The organism is Klebsiella sp. WP8-S18-ESBL-06 (assembly GCF_014169755.1).
In the GTDB taxonomy this organism is placed as follows: domain Bacteria; phylum Pseudomonadota; class Gammaproteobacteria; order Enterobacterales; family Enterobacteriaceae; genus Kluyvera; species Kluyvera ascorbata_B.
Genome location: NZ_AP022256.1, coordinates 2348394 through 2365840, shown reverse-complemented (window position 1 = coordinate 2365840; position 17447 = coordinate 2348394). Strand labels below are relative to the sequence as shown.

The following is a 17447-nucleotide window of genomic DNA, read 5'->3' as shown; positions in this document are numbered from 1 at the left end:
ATTCTCAGCTAAACACTCCTTAAACAATTAAAAATGAACTATTTAACGCGTGAAGAACGACGGGAAGTGATCCTCAAAGCGGCGATGCAGGTTGCGCTGAACGGTGGGCTCAGTGCGATGACCGTACGCCATATCGCCACCGTGGCCGGCGTCGCCAGCGGCCAGGTCCATCACCACTTCGCCTCCATAGGCGAACTCAAGGCGCTGGCTTTTGTCAGGCTGATACGCGAAATGCTGGATATGCCGCTGGTCAGCGATGACGCCAGCTGGTACGAACGCCTGTTTTCCATGGTGGGCAGCGACGATCGACGGCTGGAGCCGTATATCCGCCTATGGCGGGAAGCACAGCTGCTGGCAGACAGCGACAGCGACATCAAAGGGGCGTATCTGCTGACGATGGACATGTGGCATCAGGAAACCGTCAATCTCATTTTACTGGGCACGCAAGCAAATGAATTTCGGCCAATTGATAACGCAGACGATATTGCCTGGCGCCTGATTGCGCTGGTTTGCGGGCTGGATGGTATTTATGCCCTGGGCATGGCAGAAATAAGCGATGAAATTTTCACTCGCTATATAAAGCATTATATTTCGATAGAGCTTAACCCTGCTTAATTTACATTTAGTAACAATTCACAACGTTTTATTCACGACGCGTTTTCTTACAACGCGTTTTTTTTATCTATTCTTCAACGATAAAGAGATAAAACGGCCTGGCGATAATAACTCCTCCCTACCTACTTCGCTGTTTTTCCTTTGTTTCTTTTTTATGACGTGGCTTCCGAGGGTAATATGGCGACAAAAAATGAGAAAGAGAATCATTATCTTTTAAAAGACTGGAGACCTGAAAATCCCGCCTTCTGGGAAAATAAAGGCAAGTCAATTGCCAGGAGAAATCTGTGGATTTCCGTAGCCTGCTTATTACTCGCCTTCTGCGTCTGGATGTTATTTAGCGCCGTTGCGGTAAATCTCAACAAAGTAGGATTTAATTTCACTACCGACCAGCTATTTTTATTAACCGCACTACCTTCTCTCTCCGGCGCTATTTTGCGCGTGCCCTACTCCTTTATGGTACCTATATTTGGCGGGCGTTACTGGACCGTATTAAGCACGGTGATCCTGGTTATCCCCTGCATCTGGTTAGGCATTGCCATCCAAAACACCGCTACTCCATTCTGGGTATTTATCACCATCGCGTTACTGTGCGGTTTCGCCGGTGCTAACTTTGCCTCCAGCATGGGTAACATCAGCTTCTTCTTCCCAAAAGCCAAACAGGGCAGCGCGCTTGGCGTGAACGGCGGCTTAGGTAACCTGGGCGTGAGCGTGATGCAGATGGTGGCGCCTGTGGTGATCTTTCTGCCGATGTTCACCTTTATCGGCGTCCATGGCGTAACTCAGGAAGATGGCTCGACGCTGGCACTGAGCAACGCCGCCATCATCTGGGTACCGCTGCTGGTCATTGCCACGATCGCCGCATGGTTTGGCATGAACGACATCGCCAGCTCAAAAGCCTCGGTACGCGATCAGCTCCCGGTACTGAAACGCCCTCATATGTGGCTGCTCAGTCTGCTGTACCTCGCCACCTTTGGCTCATTTATCGGCTTCTCGGCCGGTTTTGCCATGCTGGCGAAAACCCAGTTCCCTGACGTTAACATCCTCAAGCTGGCCTTCTTCGGGCCGTTTATCGGCGCGCTGGCGCGTTCGTTTGGCGGCGTCATTTCCGATCGTCTGGGCGGCGTGAAGGTGACGCTGGTGAACTTCGTCCTGATGGCGGTCTTTACCGGTCTGCTGTTCCTGACCTTGCCCGGCAGCGGCTCCGGCAGCTTCCTCGCTTTCTACGTGGTGTTTATGGGGCTGTTCCTCACCGCCGGTCTCGGCAGCGGCTCCACCTTCCAGATGATTGCCGTGATCTTCCGCCAGATAACCATTGAGAGCGTGAAAAAACGCGGTGGCACCGATGAGCAGGCGCAGCACGAAGCGGTGACCGATACGGCTGCCGCGCTTGGATTTATCTCCGCCATCGGCGCTATCGGCGGCTTCTTTATCCCGAAAGCGTTCGGTACCTCTTTAGCCATGACCGGTTCACCGGTCGGCGCCATGAAAGTGTTCTTTGTTTTTTACGTCGTCTGCGTGCTGGTGACATGGCTGGTCTATGGCCGCCGCGCACCGGCAAAACAATAACGAGAAATTTGCCGGATAGCGGCTCACGACTTATCCGGTCTACGGGGTCGAGCGGACTTGTAGGCCGGATAAGGCGCGCGAGCGTCGCCATCCGGAACGGCACGATGCCGGACATTATCGGAGCAGGAGGAATGTCATGAGTAAACTACTGGATCGCTTTCGCTACTTTAAGCAGAAAGGCGAAACCTTTGCCAATGGTCACGGGCAGGTCTATGACAATAACCGTGACTGGGAAGATAGCTACCGTCAGCGCTGGCAGTTCGACAAAATCGTACGCTCGACGCACGGGGTGAACTGTACCGGCTCATGCAGTTGGAAGATTTACGTGAAGAACGGACTGGTGACCTGGGAGACACAGCAAACCGACTACCCGCGCACCCGCCCTGACCTGCCTAACCACGAACCCCGCGGCTGCCCGCGCGGCGCAAGTTATTCCTGGTATCTCTACAGCGCCAACCGGCTGAAATATCCACTGGCGCGTAAAAAGCTCATTGAGCTGTGGCGCGAAGCGCTGGCACAAAATCCGGACCCGGTCATCGCCTGGGACAGCATTATGCAAAGCACTGAGAAGACCCGTCGCTACAAAGAAGCGCGTGGGAAAGGCGGTTTTGTCCGTTCATCATGGAAAGAGCTCAACCAGCTGATTGCCGCCGCTAACGTCTGGACCATCAAAACCTACGGCCCGGACCGCGTCGCAGGCTTCTCGCCGATCCCGGCAATGTCGATGGTCTCTTACGCCGCCGGCACGCGCTATCTGTCGTTGATTGGCGGCACCTGTCTGAGCTTCTACGACTGGTACTGTGACCTGCCGCCGGCTTCGCCGATGACCTGGGGCGAGCAGACCGACGTGCCCGAGTCCGCCGACTGGTATAACTCCAGCTATATCATCGCCTGGGGCTCGAACGTGCCGCAAACGCGTACTCCGGACGCCCACTTCTTCACGGAAGTGCGCTATAAAGGCACCAAAACCATTGCCATTACGCCGGACTTCTCCGAAGTCGCCAAGCTGAGCGACCAGTGGCTGGCACCGAAACAGGGTACCGACAGCGCGCTGGCCATGGCGATGGGGCACGTGATTCTCAAAGCGTTCCATCTCGACAACCCCAGCGATTACTTTATCAACTACTGCCGCCGCTATACCGACATGCCGATGCTGGTGATGCTCGATAGCCGTGAAGACGGTACCTATACCGCAGGCCGTATGCTGCGCGCCGCCGATCTGGTCGATGGTCTGGGCGAAAGTAACAACCCGGAATGGAAAACCGTGGCCTACAGCAGCGACGGTGAGCTGGTCGCCCCTAACGGCTCTATCGGCTTCCGTTGGGGTGAAAAAGGGAAATGGAACCTCGAATCACAGGCCGCCGGTCAGGAGGTTGAACTGACGCTCTCCCTGCTCGACAGCCGCGATACCGTGGCCGGAGTGGCGTTCCCCTACTTTGGCGGCAATGAAAATCCGCACTTCCGTAGCGTGAAGCAGGACCCGATTCTGGTACGCAAGCTTCCGGCAAAGGCGCTGACGCTGGCCGACGGCAGCCAACGCCTGGTCGTCAGTATTTATGACCTGACCCTGGCGAATTACGGCCTCGATCGCGGGCTGGACGATGCGCTGGCGGCCACCAGTTTCGACGATGTCAAAGCCTATACTCCGGCCTGGGCCGAGCATATCACCGGCGTCTCGCGGAAAAACATCGAGAAAATCGCCCTCGAATTTGCCGACACTGCGCACAAAACCCATGGTCGTTCGATGATCATCCTCGGTGCCGGGGTTAACCACTGGTACCACATGGACATGAACTACCGTGGCATGATCAACATGCTGGTGTTCTGCGGCTGTATTGGTAAGAGCGGCGGCGGCTGGGCACACTACGTGGGCCAGGAAAAGCTGCGCCCGCAAACCGGCTGGCTGCCGCTGGCATTTGCGCTGGACTGGAACCGCCCGCCGCGTCAGATGAACAGTACCTCCTACTTCTACAATCACGCCAGTCAGTGGCGCTACGAGAAGCTGACCGCGCAGGAACTGCTTTCCCCGCTGGCCGATCCGGCGAAATATACCGGCCATCTGATCGACTTTAACGTTCGCGCCGAACGTATGGGCTGGCTGCCATCTGCACCGCAGCTCAACCTCAACCCGCTGAGTCTGAAAGCCAAAGCCGAAGCCGCCGGCATGACGCCGCAGGCGTACACCGTGCAGGCGCTGAAGTCCGGCGACATCCGTTTTGCCAGTGAACAGCCGGATAGCGGGCAGAACCATCCGCGCAACATGTTCATCTGGCGCTCTAACCTGCTGGGATCTTCCGGCAAAGGACATGAATACATGCTGAAGTACCTGCTGGGTGCGGACAGCGGTATTCAGGGGGAAGAATTGGGTTCGACCGATGACGTTAAACCGGAAGAGGTCGAGTGGCAGACTGCAGCCCTTGAAGGCAAGCTGGATCTGCTGGTGACGCTCGATTTCCGCATGTCCAGCACCTGCCTGTTCTCCGATATCGTCCTGCCGACCGCCACCTGGTACGAAAAAGACGACATGAACACGTCAGACATGCACCCGTTTATCCACCCGCTTTCCGCCGCCGTCGACCCGGCGTGGGAATCGAAAAGTGACTGGGAGATCTACAAAGGCATCGCCAAAGCATTTTCGGGCATCTGCCAGGGCCATCTGGGGACCGAAACCGACGTCGTGCTGCAACCGTTACAGCACGACTCGCCGGCAGAACTGGCCCAGCCGTTTGCGATCCAGGACTGGCGCAAAGGCGAATGTGACCTGATCCCGGGCAAAACCGCACCGAATATCATCGCCGTCGAGCGCGACTATCCGGCCACCTACGAGCGCTTTACCTCGCTGGGGCCGCTGATGGATAAACTCGGCAACGGCGGTAAAGGCATTGGCTGGAAAACCCAGACCGAAGTCGATTTCCTCGGCAAGCTCAACTACGTCAAGCTCGACGGCCCGGCCAAAGGCCGCCCGTGTATTGAGACCGCGATAGATGCCGCAGAAGTGATCCTCGCCCTCGCCCCGGAAACCAACGGTCAGGTAGCCGTGAAGGCCTGGGAAGCGCTGGCGGAATTTACCGGCCGCGAACACGCGCACCTGGCGCTCAACAAGGAAGATGAAAAGATCCGCTTCCGCGACATTCAGGCGCAGCCGCGTAAAATTATCTCCAGCCCCACCTGGTCGGGTCTGGAAGATGAACATGTCTCGTACAACGCGGGCTACACCAACGTACACGAGCTGATCCCATGGCGTACCGTTTCCGGCCGTCAGTCGCTGTACCAGGATCACCCGTGGATGCGCGACTTCGGCGAAAGCCTGGTGGCCTACCGTCCGCCTATCGATACCCGCAGCGTCAGTCAGATGAACGCAATACCGCCAAACGGGTTCCCGGAAAAGGCGCTCAACTTCCTGACGCCGCACCAGAAATGGGGTATTCACTCCACCTACAGCGAGAACCTGCTGATGCTGACGCTGTCGCGCGGCGGGCCGATCGTCTGGCTGAGTGAAACCGACGCCAAAGAACTGGGCATTGCCGATAACGACTGGATTGAAGCCTTCAACGCTAACGGTGCGCTGACCGCCCGCGCGGTGGTCAGCCAGCGCGTGCCGCCGGGCATGACCATGATGTATCACGCCCAGGAGCGTCTGATGAATATTCCAGGCTCGGAGGTCACCGGTCGACGCGGCGGTATCCACAACTCGGTCACGCGTATTTGCCCGAAACCTACCCATATGATTGGCGGCTATGCGCAGCTTGCCTACAGCTTTAACTACTACGGCACGGTCGGTTCGAACCGCGATGAGTTCATTATGATCCGCAAAATGAAAAATATTAATTGGCTGGACGATGAAGGCCATGACCAGGTACAGGAGGCGGCAAAATGAAGATTCGCTCGCAGGTTGGGATGGTGTTAAATCTTGATAAATGCATTGGCTGCCATACCTGCTCCGTGACCTGTAAAAACGTCTGGAGCAGCCGCGAAGGCATGGAATATGCGTGGTTCAACAACGTGGAAACCAAACCGGGCATCGGTTTCCCGAAGGATTGGGAAAACCAGGAAAAGTGGCAAGGTGGTTGGGTACGCGGTATATCCGGTAAGCTGACGCCGCGCCTCGGCGGGCGCATTGGCGTGCTGTCGAAAATATTCGCCAACCCGCTGATCCCGGGGATTGACGACTATTACGAGCCGTTCACCTACGATTACCAGCATCTGCACAACGCGCCGGAAGGCAAACATCTGCCAACCGCCCGCCCGCGCTCGCTGATCAGCGGGCAGCGGATGAACAAAATTGAATGGGGCCCGAACTGGGAAGAACTGCTCGGCGGCGAATTTGAAAAGCGCGCCCACGACCATAACTTCCAGGAAATGCAAAAGGAAATGTACGGTCAGTTTGAAAACACTTTCATGATGTACCTGCCGCGTCTGTGCGAACACTGCCTGAACCCAAGCTGCGTTGCCACCTGTCCAAGCGGTGCTATCTACAAGCGTGAAGAAGACGGCATTGTGCTGATCGATCAGGACAAATGCCGCGGCTGGCGTATGTGCATCAGCGGCTGCCCGTACAAAAAAATCTACTTCAACTGGAAGAGCGGCAAGTCGGAAAAATGCATCTTCTGCTACCCGCGCATCGAGTCCGGCCAGCCGACCGTGTGCTCGGAAACCTGCGTTGGCCGCATCCGCTACCTGGGCGTGCTGCTGTACGATGCTGACCGCATTGAAGAGGCCGCCAGCACCGAGAAAGAAACCGATCTTTATGAACGCCAGTGCGATGTGTTCCTCGACCCACACGACCCGGCGGTGATTGAAGAAGCGCTAAAACAAGGCATCACCCAGAACACCCTCGACGCCGCCCAGCGTTCGCCGGTATACAAAATGGCGATGGACTGGAAGCTGGCGCTGCCGCTGCATCCAGAATACCGTACCCTGCCAATGGTCTGGTACGTGCCGCCGCTGTCGCCGATTCAGTCCGTTGCGGACGCAGGCGGCCTGCCGAAAACCGACAGCATTCTGCCAGCGGTCGAAAGCCTGCGTATTCCGGTACAGTACCTGGCAAATATGCTAAGTGCGGGCGACACCGGCCCGGTGCTGCGCGCGCTGAAACGCATGATGGCCATGCGTCACTACAAACGCTCGCAGACCGTTGAAGGGGTCACCGACACGCGCGCGCTGGAAGAAGTGGGCTTAAGCGTCGAACAGGTTGAAGAAATGTACCGCTACCTGGCGATTGCCAACTACGAAGATCGTTTCGTGATCCCCACCAGCCATCGTGAAATGGCGGAAGATGCCTTCCCGGAAAGCAAGGGCTGCGGCTTCACCTTCGGCGACGGTTGTCACGGGTCGGACACCAAGTTCAACCTGTTTAACAGCCACCGTATTGATGCCATCAACATCGGGGAGAAAGACTAATGCGAGTCCTGAAAATCATCGGGCTGCTGCTGGAGTACCCCGATGAGCTAAGCTGGGACAACAAGGCGGAGCTGTTTGCGCTGATTGACAGCGACGCCCCGGCGCTGCGTCCCTTCCTTGAACAACATCTGGCGGCCTCGCTGCTTGATAAGCAGGCTGAATGGTGCGAGATTTTCGAGCGCGGGCGCGCGACGTCACTCATGCTGTTTGAGCACGTGCATGCGGAATCCCGCGACCGTGGTCAGGCGATGGTTGAGCTCATGTCGCAGTATGAACAGGCCGGTTTGCAGCTCGACTGCCGCGAACTGCCTGACCATCTGCCGCTCTATCTTGAGTATCTCAGCATTCTGCCACAGGCTCAGGCGCAGGAAGGCCTGCAAAACGTGGCGCCGATTCTGGCGCTGATTGGCGGGCGGCTGAAACAGCGTCAGGCACCGTGGTATCAGCTGTTCGACACCCTGCTGTCATTGGCGAAAACATCATTATCAAGTGACAGTGTCACAAAACAGGTGGCGGGTGAAGCGCGAGATGATACCCGTCAGGCGCTGGACGCAGTCTGGGAAGAAGAACAGGTGAAGTTTATCGAAGATAACGCCACCGCCTGTGACAGTTCCCCGCTGCAAAGTTATCAACGACGCTTTAGCCAGGACGTGGCGCCACAGTATGTCGACGTCCGTGCGGGAGGCCCGAAATGATACAGTACCTCAACGTCTTTTTTTACGATATCTACCCTTACCTCTGCGGCACGGTGTTCCTGCTGGGCAGCTGGCTGCGCTACGACTACGGTCAGTACACGTGGCGCGCCTCCTCCAGCCAGATGCTCGACAAGCGCGGAATGGTGATTTGGTCCAACCTGTTCCACGTCGGTATTCTGGGGATCTTCTTCGGCCACTTCTTCGGCATGCTGACGCCGCACTGGGTCTATGAATCCTGGCTGCCGCTGTCGCAGAAACAGCTGATGGCGATGATTCTCGGCGGTGCCTGTGGGGTAATGACGCTGGTCGGCGGCGCTGGTCTGCTGATTCGTCGTCTGTTCAACCCGCGCATTCGCGCAACCTCATCGACGGCGGATATTCTGATCCTCAGTATTTTGCTGATCCAATGCTGCCTCGGCCTGACCACCATTCCGTTCTCCGCGCAGCACCCTGACGGCAGCGAAATGCTGAAGCTGGTGGACTGGGCGCAGGCGGTGGTCACTTTCCACGGCGGCGCATCGGCGCACCTGGACGGCGTAGCCTGGGTTTACCGCGTGCATCTGGTGCTCGGCATGACCATCTTCCTGCTGTTCCCGTTCACCCGCCTGGTGCACGTCTGGAGCGCGCCGGTGGAATACCTGACCCGCCGTTATCAGGTCGTGCGCTCACGCCGATAACCGTTTTAATCCCTGTAGCCCGGCCGAGCATCGCGACGCCGGGTTTTTTACGCCACAAACAAAATACTAAACCTAATCTCAACCACTTTATCTTTCACCACCACAATGAATAATAACGCGCTATATTACGCTCGTTGAATTTACCAGCGTGCCTGAAAGTACGCGGGGAATATAAATTCACTCAGCATCGTAATTAATAATCTTGTTATGGCGAGGCTCCTGAATAAACATAAGTTATCGCCCTGGTGGTATCGAGAGAGACCATCACAGGGAAATACAGGCATCCATCGAATCAAGGTGTTGCCAAGATAACTTCTGACGGCTCAAGGTCGTACAGATACGTTGTTCAGTGCTAAAACCGGGACGTAGGGATTCTTCTCAGCATTTCCAGTTTTGTTCGCCCTATATAGAATTTCTATAGGGAACATTTTGATGTCTTATATTCATGCCACTGCGCCGCACTACCCAACTGCCCCGGCTACGGGCGATATTATCTCAAGCTACATGTCGAAAACGTTTATTTCGTTGCCGGAACCACTCAGCGTAAAAGAAGCGCGCGAGATGTTCCTGCGACAATTAAATGACGATCATTTCCCCTGCGCCGTATTCGTGGTTTCCGGCGACAACCTGCGTGGAATATTATCGACTCGCGCGCTGTTACAAGCGTCCGACGATCATCAGCCGGTCGCGCAGTTGATGACCACCACCCTATTCCACGTCGGCCCGGACGATACCCGCGACGTGGCCGCGGAGCTTATCGAAAAGCACCGCCTGACGCTGCTACCGGTGATTGAAAACGGCAAGCTTATCGGCTGCCTCAATGAAAAAGAAATTGATAAGCTGTTAGCCAATGAAATCACCGAAGATGCGCAGCTTCAGGGGGCGACGTTGCCGCTGGAAAAACCGTATCTGGAGATTAGCCCGGTTACGCTGTGGAAAAAACGCGCCGTCTGGCTTCTGCTGCTGTTTATCGCGGAAGCGTACACCAGCACCGTGATTCAGCACTTTGAAGAGGCGCTGGAGTCCGCCATTGCGCTAGCCTTCTTTATCCCGTTGCTGATTGGCACCGGGGGCAACAGCGGTACGCAAATCACCTCGACGCTGGTGCGCGCCATGGCGCTAGGCGAAGTGGGCTTAAGGGATCTGGGGCGAATTCTGCGTAAAGAGATGTCGACGGCGATGCTGGTCGCCATCACGCTCGGCGCGGCAGGCTGCCTGCGAGCATGGATCATGGGCATTGGCCCGGAAATCACCTTTATCGTCAGCCTGACGCTGGTGTGCGTTACCATCTGGAGCGCGATCGTCTCCTCGGTGATCCCGCTGGTCATCAAACGCGTCGGCATCGACCCGGCGGTGGTTTCCGCGCCGTTTATCGCCACGCTGATTGACGGCACCGGGCTGATTATTTACTTCAAAATCGCCCAGCATTTCTTAGGGTTAAGCTAGCGCGAAGCCTCTCATTCCGTAGCCCGGCCAAGCGAAGCGACGTCGGTCTACAGGGTGAAGGTGTCGCCGGTTGCCGGGGAGATAACCTCCGGCAGCCACAGTTTTCCCCACGCGCCGGTGCAGTGGCAGCCCATGATTTTATCGGGGTTAAGCTGCTGTAAAAATTGCCTGACCTGCCAGAGCGTGCGCGGTGAAGCACTGCGCAGATGAAAACCGCCGATAATCGCGTGAACCTTGTCGATGCCGGTAATCTGCTGGCAGTGCCGCACGATGTTGATAATCCCGCGATGCCCGCAGCCGGTAATAATGACCAGCCCGCGTTCGGACAGATAAATCAACACCCCCTCATCAATCACGTAATCCGTTTGATCGCCGGTCACCCCGTAGGCTTTGGGGCTATCAACGGCTATTTCGCCTGACCAGATAAAACGGTCGCTAATGTGCAGCGGCGCGCGGGTGTACTCCATACGATGGCGAGCGTAATCAATCTCCAGCGACAGCTTTTTGATTTTATGGCTGCGCCCCGCCACGTTCAGCGCGGCATAGCGCTCGTTGCCAATGGTCGGGTGGCAAATAATGCGGCTGTTATCCGGCAGCCAAGGCACGCCGCCGCAATGGTCGTAATGACCGTGTGAAAGCACCGTCGCCGTGAGGTTATCCAGCGAAATCCCCATGCGTTCGGCATTGTACTGGAAGCTGTCATCGGGGCCGGTGTCGAAAAGAATCGAGGTGGTTTCATCCTCAAGCAGCAGGCTTAGTCCCGCTTTGGCTCGGAGTCCGCTATCGGCACCACGAGCCAGGTGGTTTTCAAGCAATACATGGATAGTTAATGCCATCATCTCATCCCTGAACATTTCGTAGCCCGGCAAAGCGAAGCGCCGCCGGGGCGTCTCGGTGCCAAACCCCGGCGTCGGCTACGCCTCGGCCGGGCTACGGGTTATTTCCCGGCTTCGGGGTGGGTGTCGAATGCCGCCATTATGGCTTCCAGCTCGCTAACGCTAAAGCCATATTTCGGATCGGTCACACCAAGCCCGAAGCGGGTTTGCAGCGCCTCGTACAGCGCGGGCACGTCCGGGAAATCTATCTTCTCGACCACGTGGTTGTTATCCCAGTGGGTAAAGTGGAAGTTGGTCAGCGTCATTTTGCCACCGTCCGGCAGGTGACGACACATCAGCAAATGGTGGCGGAAATGCGACTGAGGCCAGTGCGCCGACCAGAAGTTGCCCATCACGTAATCTGACGCATACTGACGACCTAAATCGAAGTGATACATCGACTGCCAGTGATCGTGGTGGCTGAACTGTAAAATCCATTCCTGATTTTCATACAGCAGACGATAGTCGCCGTGCGGCGTTGTCTGGGTGATATCCGCCAGCAGCTTGATTGGCGCGGTCAGCGTCTGCCCGCCAAAGCCGACGTCGGCAATCCAGCGCTCGCCGTCAACGTCCACCAGCAGCAGGCGGTGGGTTCTCGGCGGCATCTGCGGCGGATGCGATAGCACCACGCGGCCCAGCAGGCTGCGCACGTGGAAACCCAGTTCGCGCAGCGCGCGCTCGAACAGACCGTTTTGTTCAAAACAGTAGCCGCCACGGCGTGCGTGAACCAGCTTATCTTCCAGCGATTGATCGTCGAGGTGCATCTCGCGCGGCAGCAGCACGTCAAGGTTCTCGAAGGGAATGGCGCTGTTATGGTGGATATGCAGACTGCGCAGCGTCTCAATGGATACGTCAGGGGTTCCCGTCCAACCGAGACGAGCAAAATAGGCGCTTAGGAAAGGGGTCATCAATGCCTCCAGCGTTGGTGTCCGTTCTTTATAACCTATTTTGCCCGCTCCACTGACCGATTTGTGCGATCGGTTAACCTACCGTGTACTTCGCTGCATTAACCCCAGCGCGGTCAGCATTAACCCCAGCCCGACGAACAGCGTCAGGCTCGCCATCGCCATCCCCTGGCCGACCGAACCCTGCTCGAACTGCCGCCAGATAAACACCGCTACGGTCTGCGTCCCCGCCGGTGCCAGCAGCAACGAGGTCACCAGTTCACGGGAAGCAACGGCAAACACCATCAGCATCGCCGCCAGCAGCGCCGGAAACACCAGCGGCAGGACAATCAACCGTAGCGCCAGCCACGGCGATGCGCCGTGCACCCGCGCCGCGGGCTCCAGATTATTCCCCAACTGACGCAGCGCGCTGCCGACATAGCGTACCGGCCACGGCAGTAACAGACAGCAATAAGAGAGCAGCAGCATAAACCACGTGTTGTAAGGTGAGACCGGCCAGAACGGCTGATTCCACAATAGAATCAACCCAACGCCCACCACCACTCCCGGCAACGCCGCTGGCATCAGCGACAGCGCATCAATCAGTGCGCTGCCTTTGATTTTTTGTACCAGCACCAGCCAGGCCGCCACCAGCCCGAGCAGGCCGACAATCAGCGCCGACGCCAGCGCCAGCGATAAACTAGTGCCCAGCGCCGACAGCGCATCGCCCTGCTGCGCGAACAGCGCGCTAAAGTGCTTCAACGTAAAGTTGCCCATGTTCAATCCGCCGGAAAGCGTCCCCATCAGGCTGGTTGCGACCATCGATGCGCCGGGAAGCAGAACCGCCAGGCCACCAACGCCGCCCATCACCAGCAACGCAGGTAGCGTCATCACACCGAGCGACGCCCCGCTGTTCTCCCCGGGTTTTCCGGTGACGCTGGTGACCTCCGTCGTTCCCGTCAGCCGTTTTTGTAACCACCAGGCGAGCAGCGCCACGGTAATCAGCAGCACCGACAGCAGCGACGCACCGGTGAGATCGATAGGCCAGTCCGCGAGCTTTTTCTCAATGCCCACGGTGAGCATCACCACGCCCGCCCGCGAGCCAAGCGCCGCGGGCACACCGTACTCTTCAATCGCCAGAGTAAAGGCCAGCAGCATCCCCGCCGCCAGCGCCGGGGAAAGCATCGGCAGCGTGACGTGCCAGAATGCCCGCCAGGCGCTCGCCCCGTGAACCCGTGCAACAATTGCCAGCCGCTGCCCGCTCGCCAGCAGGCTGCGGGAGACGGCAAAATAGACCACCGGGAAGATATTCAGGGTCATCACCAGCACGATCCCGGTGCGGCTAAACAGCAGATCGTTCAGATCCCAACCGGTCAACTGCTGCAGGTAACCGTTATGCTGGAGCACCAGCATCCATGACAGCGCAGCGATATACGGTGGCGTGAGGAACGGAATTAAGAACAGCAGATCCCACAGTTTCGGCAGCGGCAGGTTAAACAGCCCGCGCAGCACGCCGAGCGGCAGGCCGACAATCACGCTCATCAACGCCACGCCGCAGGCAATCCATAAGGTTCCGCCGAGCATCGGCATCAACTGCCGGTCGCTCAGTAAAGCCGTAATCCCACTAAACGGCTGATGCAGCGAACCGGCGCTGAACTGCGGGAAAATAGCCTGTAACAGGATAAAAAAGAGCGGCAATGCCACCAGCACCACCAAAGCGATGAGGGTGACGAGAGAGAGGGATTTTTGTTTCACCCGAGGTTCCAGATTGTAGCCCGGCCAAGCGAAGCGCCGCCGGGGCTGTAGACAATGCTAAATCCCGGCGTCGCTTCGCTCGGCCGGGCGATGGAAATTTACTGCCCGAACAACGTATTAAACCGAGCCAGAACGGCGCTGCGCTCGCTGCTACCATCGCTGGCGGCTGGCAGTACTTTCAGGTCGTTCAGCAACGGGCGTTTCGCCGACACATCGCTGCGAGCCGGCATCAGCCACGCTTCGGCCACCATTGCCTGACCTTCCGGCGACAGCACGTAGTCGACAAAGGCTTTCGCCTCATCCGCATGTTGTGTGGATTTGAGGATCATCATCGGGCGCGGCGCAATCACCGTACCGCTTGCCGGGAAAATCACCTTCAGCGATTCGCCCTGGGCGATATTACCGTAGGAGACATAGTCCACCGCGCCAAATACCGCCGCTTTTGCCCCCTGCATCACCGGCGCCACCGCCTGCGCGTTCGGCCCGCTCACCACCATGCCGTTCTTTTTCAGTTCATCAAACAGCGCCCAGGCTTTCTCGCCCATACCGTTTTGTAACCCGATCAGCAAATCGAGCGAAGCACCGGAGAGCGCCGGGTCCGGCGTGGTGACGTTGTCTTTAAACGCCGCTTCGGTCAGATCGCGCCACTCTTTCGGCTCCGGAGTACCGCTTTTGGTGTTCCAGACAATCCCCAGCGCCGAAATACCCTGCGCCACATAGTCGGTAGATTTCAACGCCGCCGGAACCTTATCGGCATTCCCGCTCTGATATGGCAGCAACCAGCCGCGGCCGTGCAAGTCTTCAGCGGTGTCCCACGAGGCGGAAATCAGCACATCCGCCTGCGGGTTAGCCTGCTCGGCTTCCAGACGGGCCATCACCTTGCCGGTGGTGGCCTGGAAAATATTCACCTTCACACAGGTTTTCTTTTCATAGCCGCTGGCCAGATTTTTTGCCAGCGAGCCTGGGCCTGCGGTGTATACGGTCAGCGCATGGGCGCTGGAAATCATCGAAGCAGATAACATCATCGCGAGCGCAACGCCTTTTTTAACGGATTTCATACCAATTCCCCTGAGGTAGAAGCAACAGTGCGAACAGCAGCAATGCTGCCCGCAGAAAGGTGCACAATTCGGTCGGCCAGCAGTTCGGCCTCGCGGCGGTCGTGGGTGACGTACACGGCGGTGATGCCGAGCTGGCGCAGCAGTCGGCTCATCTCCAGACATAACGATTCACGCAGTTCGCTATCGAGGTTGGAAAGCGGTTCATCAAACAGCAGTACCCGTGGTTCGGCGACGATCGCCCTTGCCAGCGCCACGCGCTGCTGCTGCCCGCCGGAGAGCCCGGAAGGCTTACGTTCGCCAAAACCGGAAAGCCCGACCATCGCCAGCGCGTCATTAACACGGCGCGTCCGCTCATCGCGGGCCACGCCGCGCATTCGCAGTGAAAAAGCGACGTTTTCAGCGGCAGTCATATGCGGCCACAGCGCATAGTCCTGGAAAACCATGCCAATATCGCGCTGTTCGGGCGGCAGCCCCCAGCCGGGTCTGGCAATCAGACGGTCGCCAAAATGAATTTCACCTTCAGCGGGAACGGTGAGCCCTGCCAGCAGGCGCAGTAACGTGCTTTTGCCGCAGCCGGAAGGCCCAAGCAATGCCACGATGCTGCCCGCATCGATCTGCAGGTTGATGTGATTAAGAACGGTGGTGGCACCGAAAGCGAAAGAAACGCCATCGAGCCGAATGCCAGTTAGCGCGCGCATTTTCGCCCTCCCCGATGGGAAAGCGATGCTTCACCCGTGGTCGAAATCCGACGGGCCGCGCTCACCTGCATGAAGATCAGGGGAGCCAACATATTGTTATCCTCTTTGGGACTTAGTGCTGGCGACTATAGGCAGGTGATATGACGTATTGATTACGCTTTTATTGCGATTTAGTGTGTGGTTAACCGCATCCCATTATTCAGGAAATCCTTATGAGTCGTTTTCGCCCCGTTGAACTTCACCACGCCAGCCGCCTGCTCAATCACGGCCCGACCATCCTCATTACCAGCTTTGACGTCGAGTCCAAACGACGCAACGTGATGGCCGCGGCCTGGTCAATGCCGGTGGAGTTCGAGCCGCCGCACATCGCTATCGTGGTCGATAAGAGCGCCTGGTCGCGGGAAATTATTGAGCGCAACGGCACGTTCGGCATCGTGGTGCCAGGCGTCGCCGCCGCCAGTTGGACGTATGCCGTTGGCAGCGTCAGCGGACGCGAAGAGGATAAATTCAACGCCTACGGTATTCCGGTGGTAAAAGGCCCGGTGCTGGGGCTGCCGGTAATTGAAGAGAAATGTCTGGCGTGGATGGAGTGCCGACTGCTGCCCGCCACGGCCGCCGCCGGGCAGTACGATACGCTGTTTGGCGAAGTGGTTTCCGCCGCGGCGGATGAACAGGCGTTTGTCGCCGGACGCTGGCATTTCGACGACGATAAGCGCAATACGCTGCATCATCTTGGCGCAGGAACGTTCGTAGCAAGCGGAAAACAAGTCCGCGCCAATACACCGTCAGAGTAACTCAGCAAGCGCCGCCGGGGAGGGTTCGGTGCCATTCCCGGCGGCGCTTCGCTTGGCCAGGCTGCGGAGTCTTACATGCTGTAGCCGGGTTTTTTAATCAGCTCATCCATATGTGGGGCAATCTCGGTATCCCACACCTGCTGCCAGTCGCTCTGCTGCACCTGATTCAGGGCAACGCTAACGGCGCCCTCTTTGCTATTCAGATGGCGAATTAATACTTCGGTGATGTCCGCTGCCAGCGCGGTTTTTTGCTCGTCGTTCAGGTCGCGGGGAAAACATTTGATATCAACGTGTGGCATCTGCAGGGCTCCTTATGGTTAGAGCCATAAAGCTACCATAGCCTGGCGTAAACCACTGCCTTTTCGTGCGCTTAAGCGACAGATTGCCGCGCTTTTTCGGCCATCAATTGCCTGATAAACGCTTCGGTTTCACGCTGATTACGCAGCCGCACAAAGCGGATATGCTGCCACGCGGGGTCGGCCATATCCCGCAGATAGCGCGCGCGGTTTGGCCGCCAGGTTTTCAGCGTCCAGAGGATGATGGAGTCACGGCTGAAGAAGGAACGCCGGAAGCTCTCCCGGTTACCGGTGCCCGGCCACAATTCCTGTTGTCGCCACGCCCGGCTTGCGGCACGCCCGACAGCCTGGCGGAAGGTGCGCCAGAAGCTGTAATCGACCCACACCACCAGATCCACGTCGCGCCATTTTACCGGGCGACTGCGATTGTAATTACCGTCCAGCACCCAGGCCGGTGCAGCGGTTGCCTGCGTCAGCGCGGCAAAGAGTTCCTCATCGGTTACGCCCTGCCAGTCTGGTCGCCAGTAAAGCGTATCCATTTCGATATAGGGCACGGAAAACAGCGTCGCCAGACGCTTTGCCAGCGTCGATTTCCCCACGCCGCTGGTGCCTACCACATTGATTTTCATTGGCCTCTCACTCACGTTCCCGGGTTGCACATCGCGCGACGAACATTAAACTAAAAAAA

Annotated in this window: 15 protein-coding genes and 1 riboswitch; of the genes, 8 read left to right on the top strand and 7 right to left on the bottom strand. The window is 57.5% G+C overall.

Annotation, left to right across the window (positions count from 1 at the left end):
* Positions 1-33 precede the first annotated feature (33 nt).
* From H7R76_RS11275 to H7R76_RS11245, 7 genes are all read left to right on the top strand, one after another.
* Entirely contained in the window at positions 34-615 is a 582-nt protein-coding gene (locus H7R76_RS11275; protein WP_106926991.1) for a TetR family transcriptional regulator, read from the top strand.
* 177 nt (positions 616-792) lie between these two features.
* A complete protein-coding gene (locus tag H7R76_RS11270; RefSeq protein WP_106926989.1) occupies positions 793-2181 on the top strand; it encodes a NarK family nitrate/nitrite MFS transporter in 1389 nt (462 codons plus the stop codon).
* A gap of 136 nt (positions 2182-2317) precedes the next feature.
* A complete protein-coding gene (locus tag H7R76_RS11265) occupies positions 2318-6058 on the top strand; it encodes a nitrate reductase subunit alpha (protein ID WP_182967803.1) in 3741 nt (1246 codons plus the stop codon).
* Positions 6055-7581, top strand: coding sequence for a nitrate reductase subunit beta (gene narH / locus H7R76_RS11260; RefSeq protein WP_106926985.1), 1527 nt, complete (start codon positions 6055-6057; stop codon positions 7579-7581). Before H7R76_RS11265 ends, narH begins: the two co-directional genes overlap by 4 nt.
* Positions 7581-8276: a nitrate reductase molybdenum cofactor assembly chaperone gene (gene narW, locus H7R76_RS11255; RefSeq protein ID WP_106926983.1), complete on the top strand. Its 696-nt coding sequence runs from the start codon at positions 7581-7583 to the stop codon at positions 8274-8276. Before narH ends, narW begins: the two co-directional genes overlap by 1 nt.
* On the top strand, positions 8273-8953 hold the full coding sequence (narI, locus tag H7R76_RS11250; RefSeq protein WP_064545526.1) for a respiratory nitrate reductase subunit gamma: 681 nt from the start codon (positions 8273-8275) through the stop codon (positions 8951-8953). Before narW ends, narI begins: the two co-directional genes overlap by 4 nt.
* Before the next feature lie 194 nt (positions 8954-9147).
* Positions 9148-9331, top strand: a riboswitch (M-box (ykoK) riboswitch).
* Between the two features lie 54 nt (positions 9332-9385).
* Positions 9386-10399 (top strand): magnesium transporter, encoded by a 1014-nt coding sequence (locus H7R76_RS11245; protein ID WP_182967801.1) that lies wholly within the window; start codon positions 9386-9388, stop codon positions 10397-10399.
* A gap of 47 nt (positions 10400-10446) precedes the next feature.
* Here H7R76_RS11245 and H7R76_RS11240 read toward each other — a convergent pair whose 3' ends face one another.
* The 5 genes from H7R76_RS11240 to H7R76_RS11220 all read right to left on the bottom strand — a co-directional run bounded on the left by H7R76_RS11240 (position 10447) and on the right by H7R76_RS11220 (position 15669).
* Positions 10447-11235 (bottom strand): MBL fold metallo-hydrolase, encoded by a 789-nt coding sequence (locus H7R76_RS11240; protein WP_182967959.1) that lies wholly within the window; start codon positions 11233-11235, stop codon positions 10447-10449.
* A 101-nt stretch (positions 11236-11336) separates the two neighbouring features.
* Positions 11337-12182, bottom strand: coding sequence for an N-hydroxyarylamine O-acetyltransferase (gene nhoA / locus H7R76_RS11235; protein WP_182967799.1), 846 nt, complete (start codon positions 12180-12182; stop codon positions 11337-11339).
* Positions 12183-12260: 78 nt separating this feature from the next.
* Positions 12261-13913: an ABC transporter permease gene (locus tag H7R76_RS11230; RefSeq protein WP_182967797.1), complete on the bottom strand. Its 1653-nt coding sequence runs from the start codon at positions 13911-13913 to the stop codon at positions 12261-12263.
* 98 nt (positions 13914-14011) lie between these two features.
* Positions 14012-14971 (bottom strand): ABC transporter substrate-binding protein, encoded by a 960-nt coding sequence (locus H7R76_RS11225; RefSeq protein WP_182967795.1) that lies wholly within the window; start codon positions 14969-14971, stop codon positions 14012-14014.
* On the bottom strand, positions 14968-15669 hold the full coding sequence (locus H7R76_RS11220; RefSeq protein WP_106926973.1) for an ABC transporter ATP-binding protein: 702 nt from the start codon (positions 15667-15669) through the stop codon (positions 14968-14970). The genes H7R76_RS11225 and H7R76_RS11220 overlap by 4 nt, the downstream gene beginning before the upstream one ends.
* A gap of 212 nt (positions 15670-15881) precedes the next feature.
* Between H7R76_RS11220 and H7R76_RS11215 the strand changes: the two genes are divergently transcribed.
* Entirely contained in the window at positions 15882-16463 is a 582-nt protein-coding gene (locus tag H7R76_RS11215) for a flavin reductase family protein (RefSeq protein WP_182967793.1), read from the top strand.
* Positions 16464-16534: 71 nt separating this feature from the next.
* Here H7R76_RS11215 and pptA read toward each other — a convergent pair whose 3' ends face one another.
* Together pptA and H7R76_RS11205 are read right to left on the bottom strand one after the other, a co-directional pair.
* Complete coding sequence (gene pptA / locus H7R76_RS11210; protein ID WP_035897392.1) at positions 16535-16762, bottom strand: tautomerase PptA; 228 nt, start codon at positions 16760-16762, stop codon at positions 16535-16537.
* A 71-nt stretch (positions 16763-16833) separates the two neighbouring features.
* Positions 16834-17388: an AAA family ATPase gene (locus H7R76_RS11205; RefSeq protein ID WP_106926970.1), complete on the bottom strand. Its 555-nt coding sequence runs from the start codon at positions 17386-17388 to the stop codon at positions 16834-16836.
* Between the last annotated feature and the right edge of the window lie 59 nt (positions 17389-17447).

Coding starts and splice junctions, on each gene's coding strand:
- H7R76_RS11275 (WP_106926991.1), top strand. CDS start 34: ATGAACTATTTAACGCGTGAAGAACGACGGGAAGTGATCCTCAAAGCG.
- H7R76_RS11270 (WP_106926989.1), top strand. CDS start 793: ATGGCGACAAAAAATGAGAAAGAGAATCATTATCTTTTAAAAGACTGG.
- H7R76_RS11265 (WP_182967803.1), top strand. CDS start 2,318: ATGAGTAAACTACTGGATCGCTTTCGCTACTTTAAGCAGAAAGGCGAA.
- narH (WP_106926985.1), top strand. CDS start 6,055: ATGAAGATTCGCTCGCAGGTTGGGATGGTGTTAAATCTTGATAAATGC.
- narW (WP_106926983.1), top strand. CDS start 7,581: ATGCGAGTCCTGAAAATCATCGGGCTGCTGCTGGAGTACCCCGATGAG.
- narI (WP_064545526.1), top strand. CDS start 8,273: ATGATACAGTACCTCAACGTCTTTTTTTACGATATCTACCCTTACCTC.
- H7R76_RS11245 (WP_182967801.1), top strand. CDS start 9,386: ATGTCTTATATTCATGCCACTGCGCCGCACTACCCAACTGCCCCGGCT.
- H7R76_RS11240 (WP_182967959.1), bottom strand. CDS start 11,235: ATGGCATTAACTATCCATGTATTGCTTGAAAACCACCTGGCTCGTGGT.
- nhoA (WP_182967799.1), bottom strand. CDS start 12,182: ATGACCCCTTTCCTAAGCGCCTATTTTGCTCGTCTCGGTTGGACGGGA.
- H7R76_RS11225 (WP_182967795.1), bottom strand. CDS start 14,971: ATGAAATCCGTTAAAAAAGGCGTTGCGCTCGCGATGATGTTATCTGCT.
- H7R76_RS11220 (WP_106926973.1), bottom strand. CDS start 15,669: ATGCGCGCGCTAACTGGCATTCGGCTCGATGGCGTTTCTTTCGCTTTC.
- H7R76_RS11215 (WP_182967793.1), top strand. CDS start 15,882: ATGAGTCGTTTTCGCCCCGTTGAACTTCACCACGCCAGCCGCCTGCTC.
- pptA (WP_035897392.1), bottom strand. CDS start 16,762: ATGCCACACGTTGATATCAAATGTTTTCCCCGCGACCTGAACGACGAG.
- H7R76_RS11205 (WP_106926970.1), bottom strand. CDS start 17,388: ATGAAAATCAATGTGGTAGGCACCAGCGGCGTGGGGAAATCGACGCTG.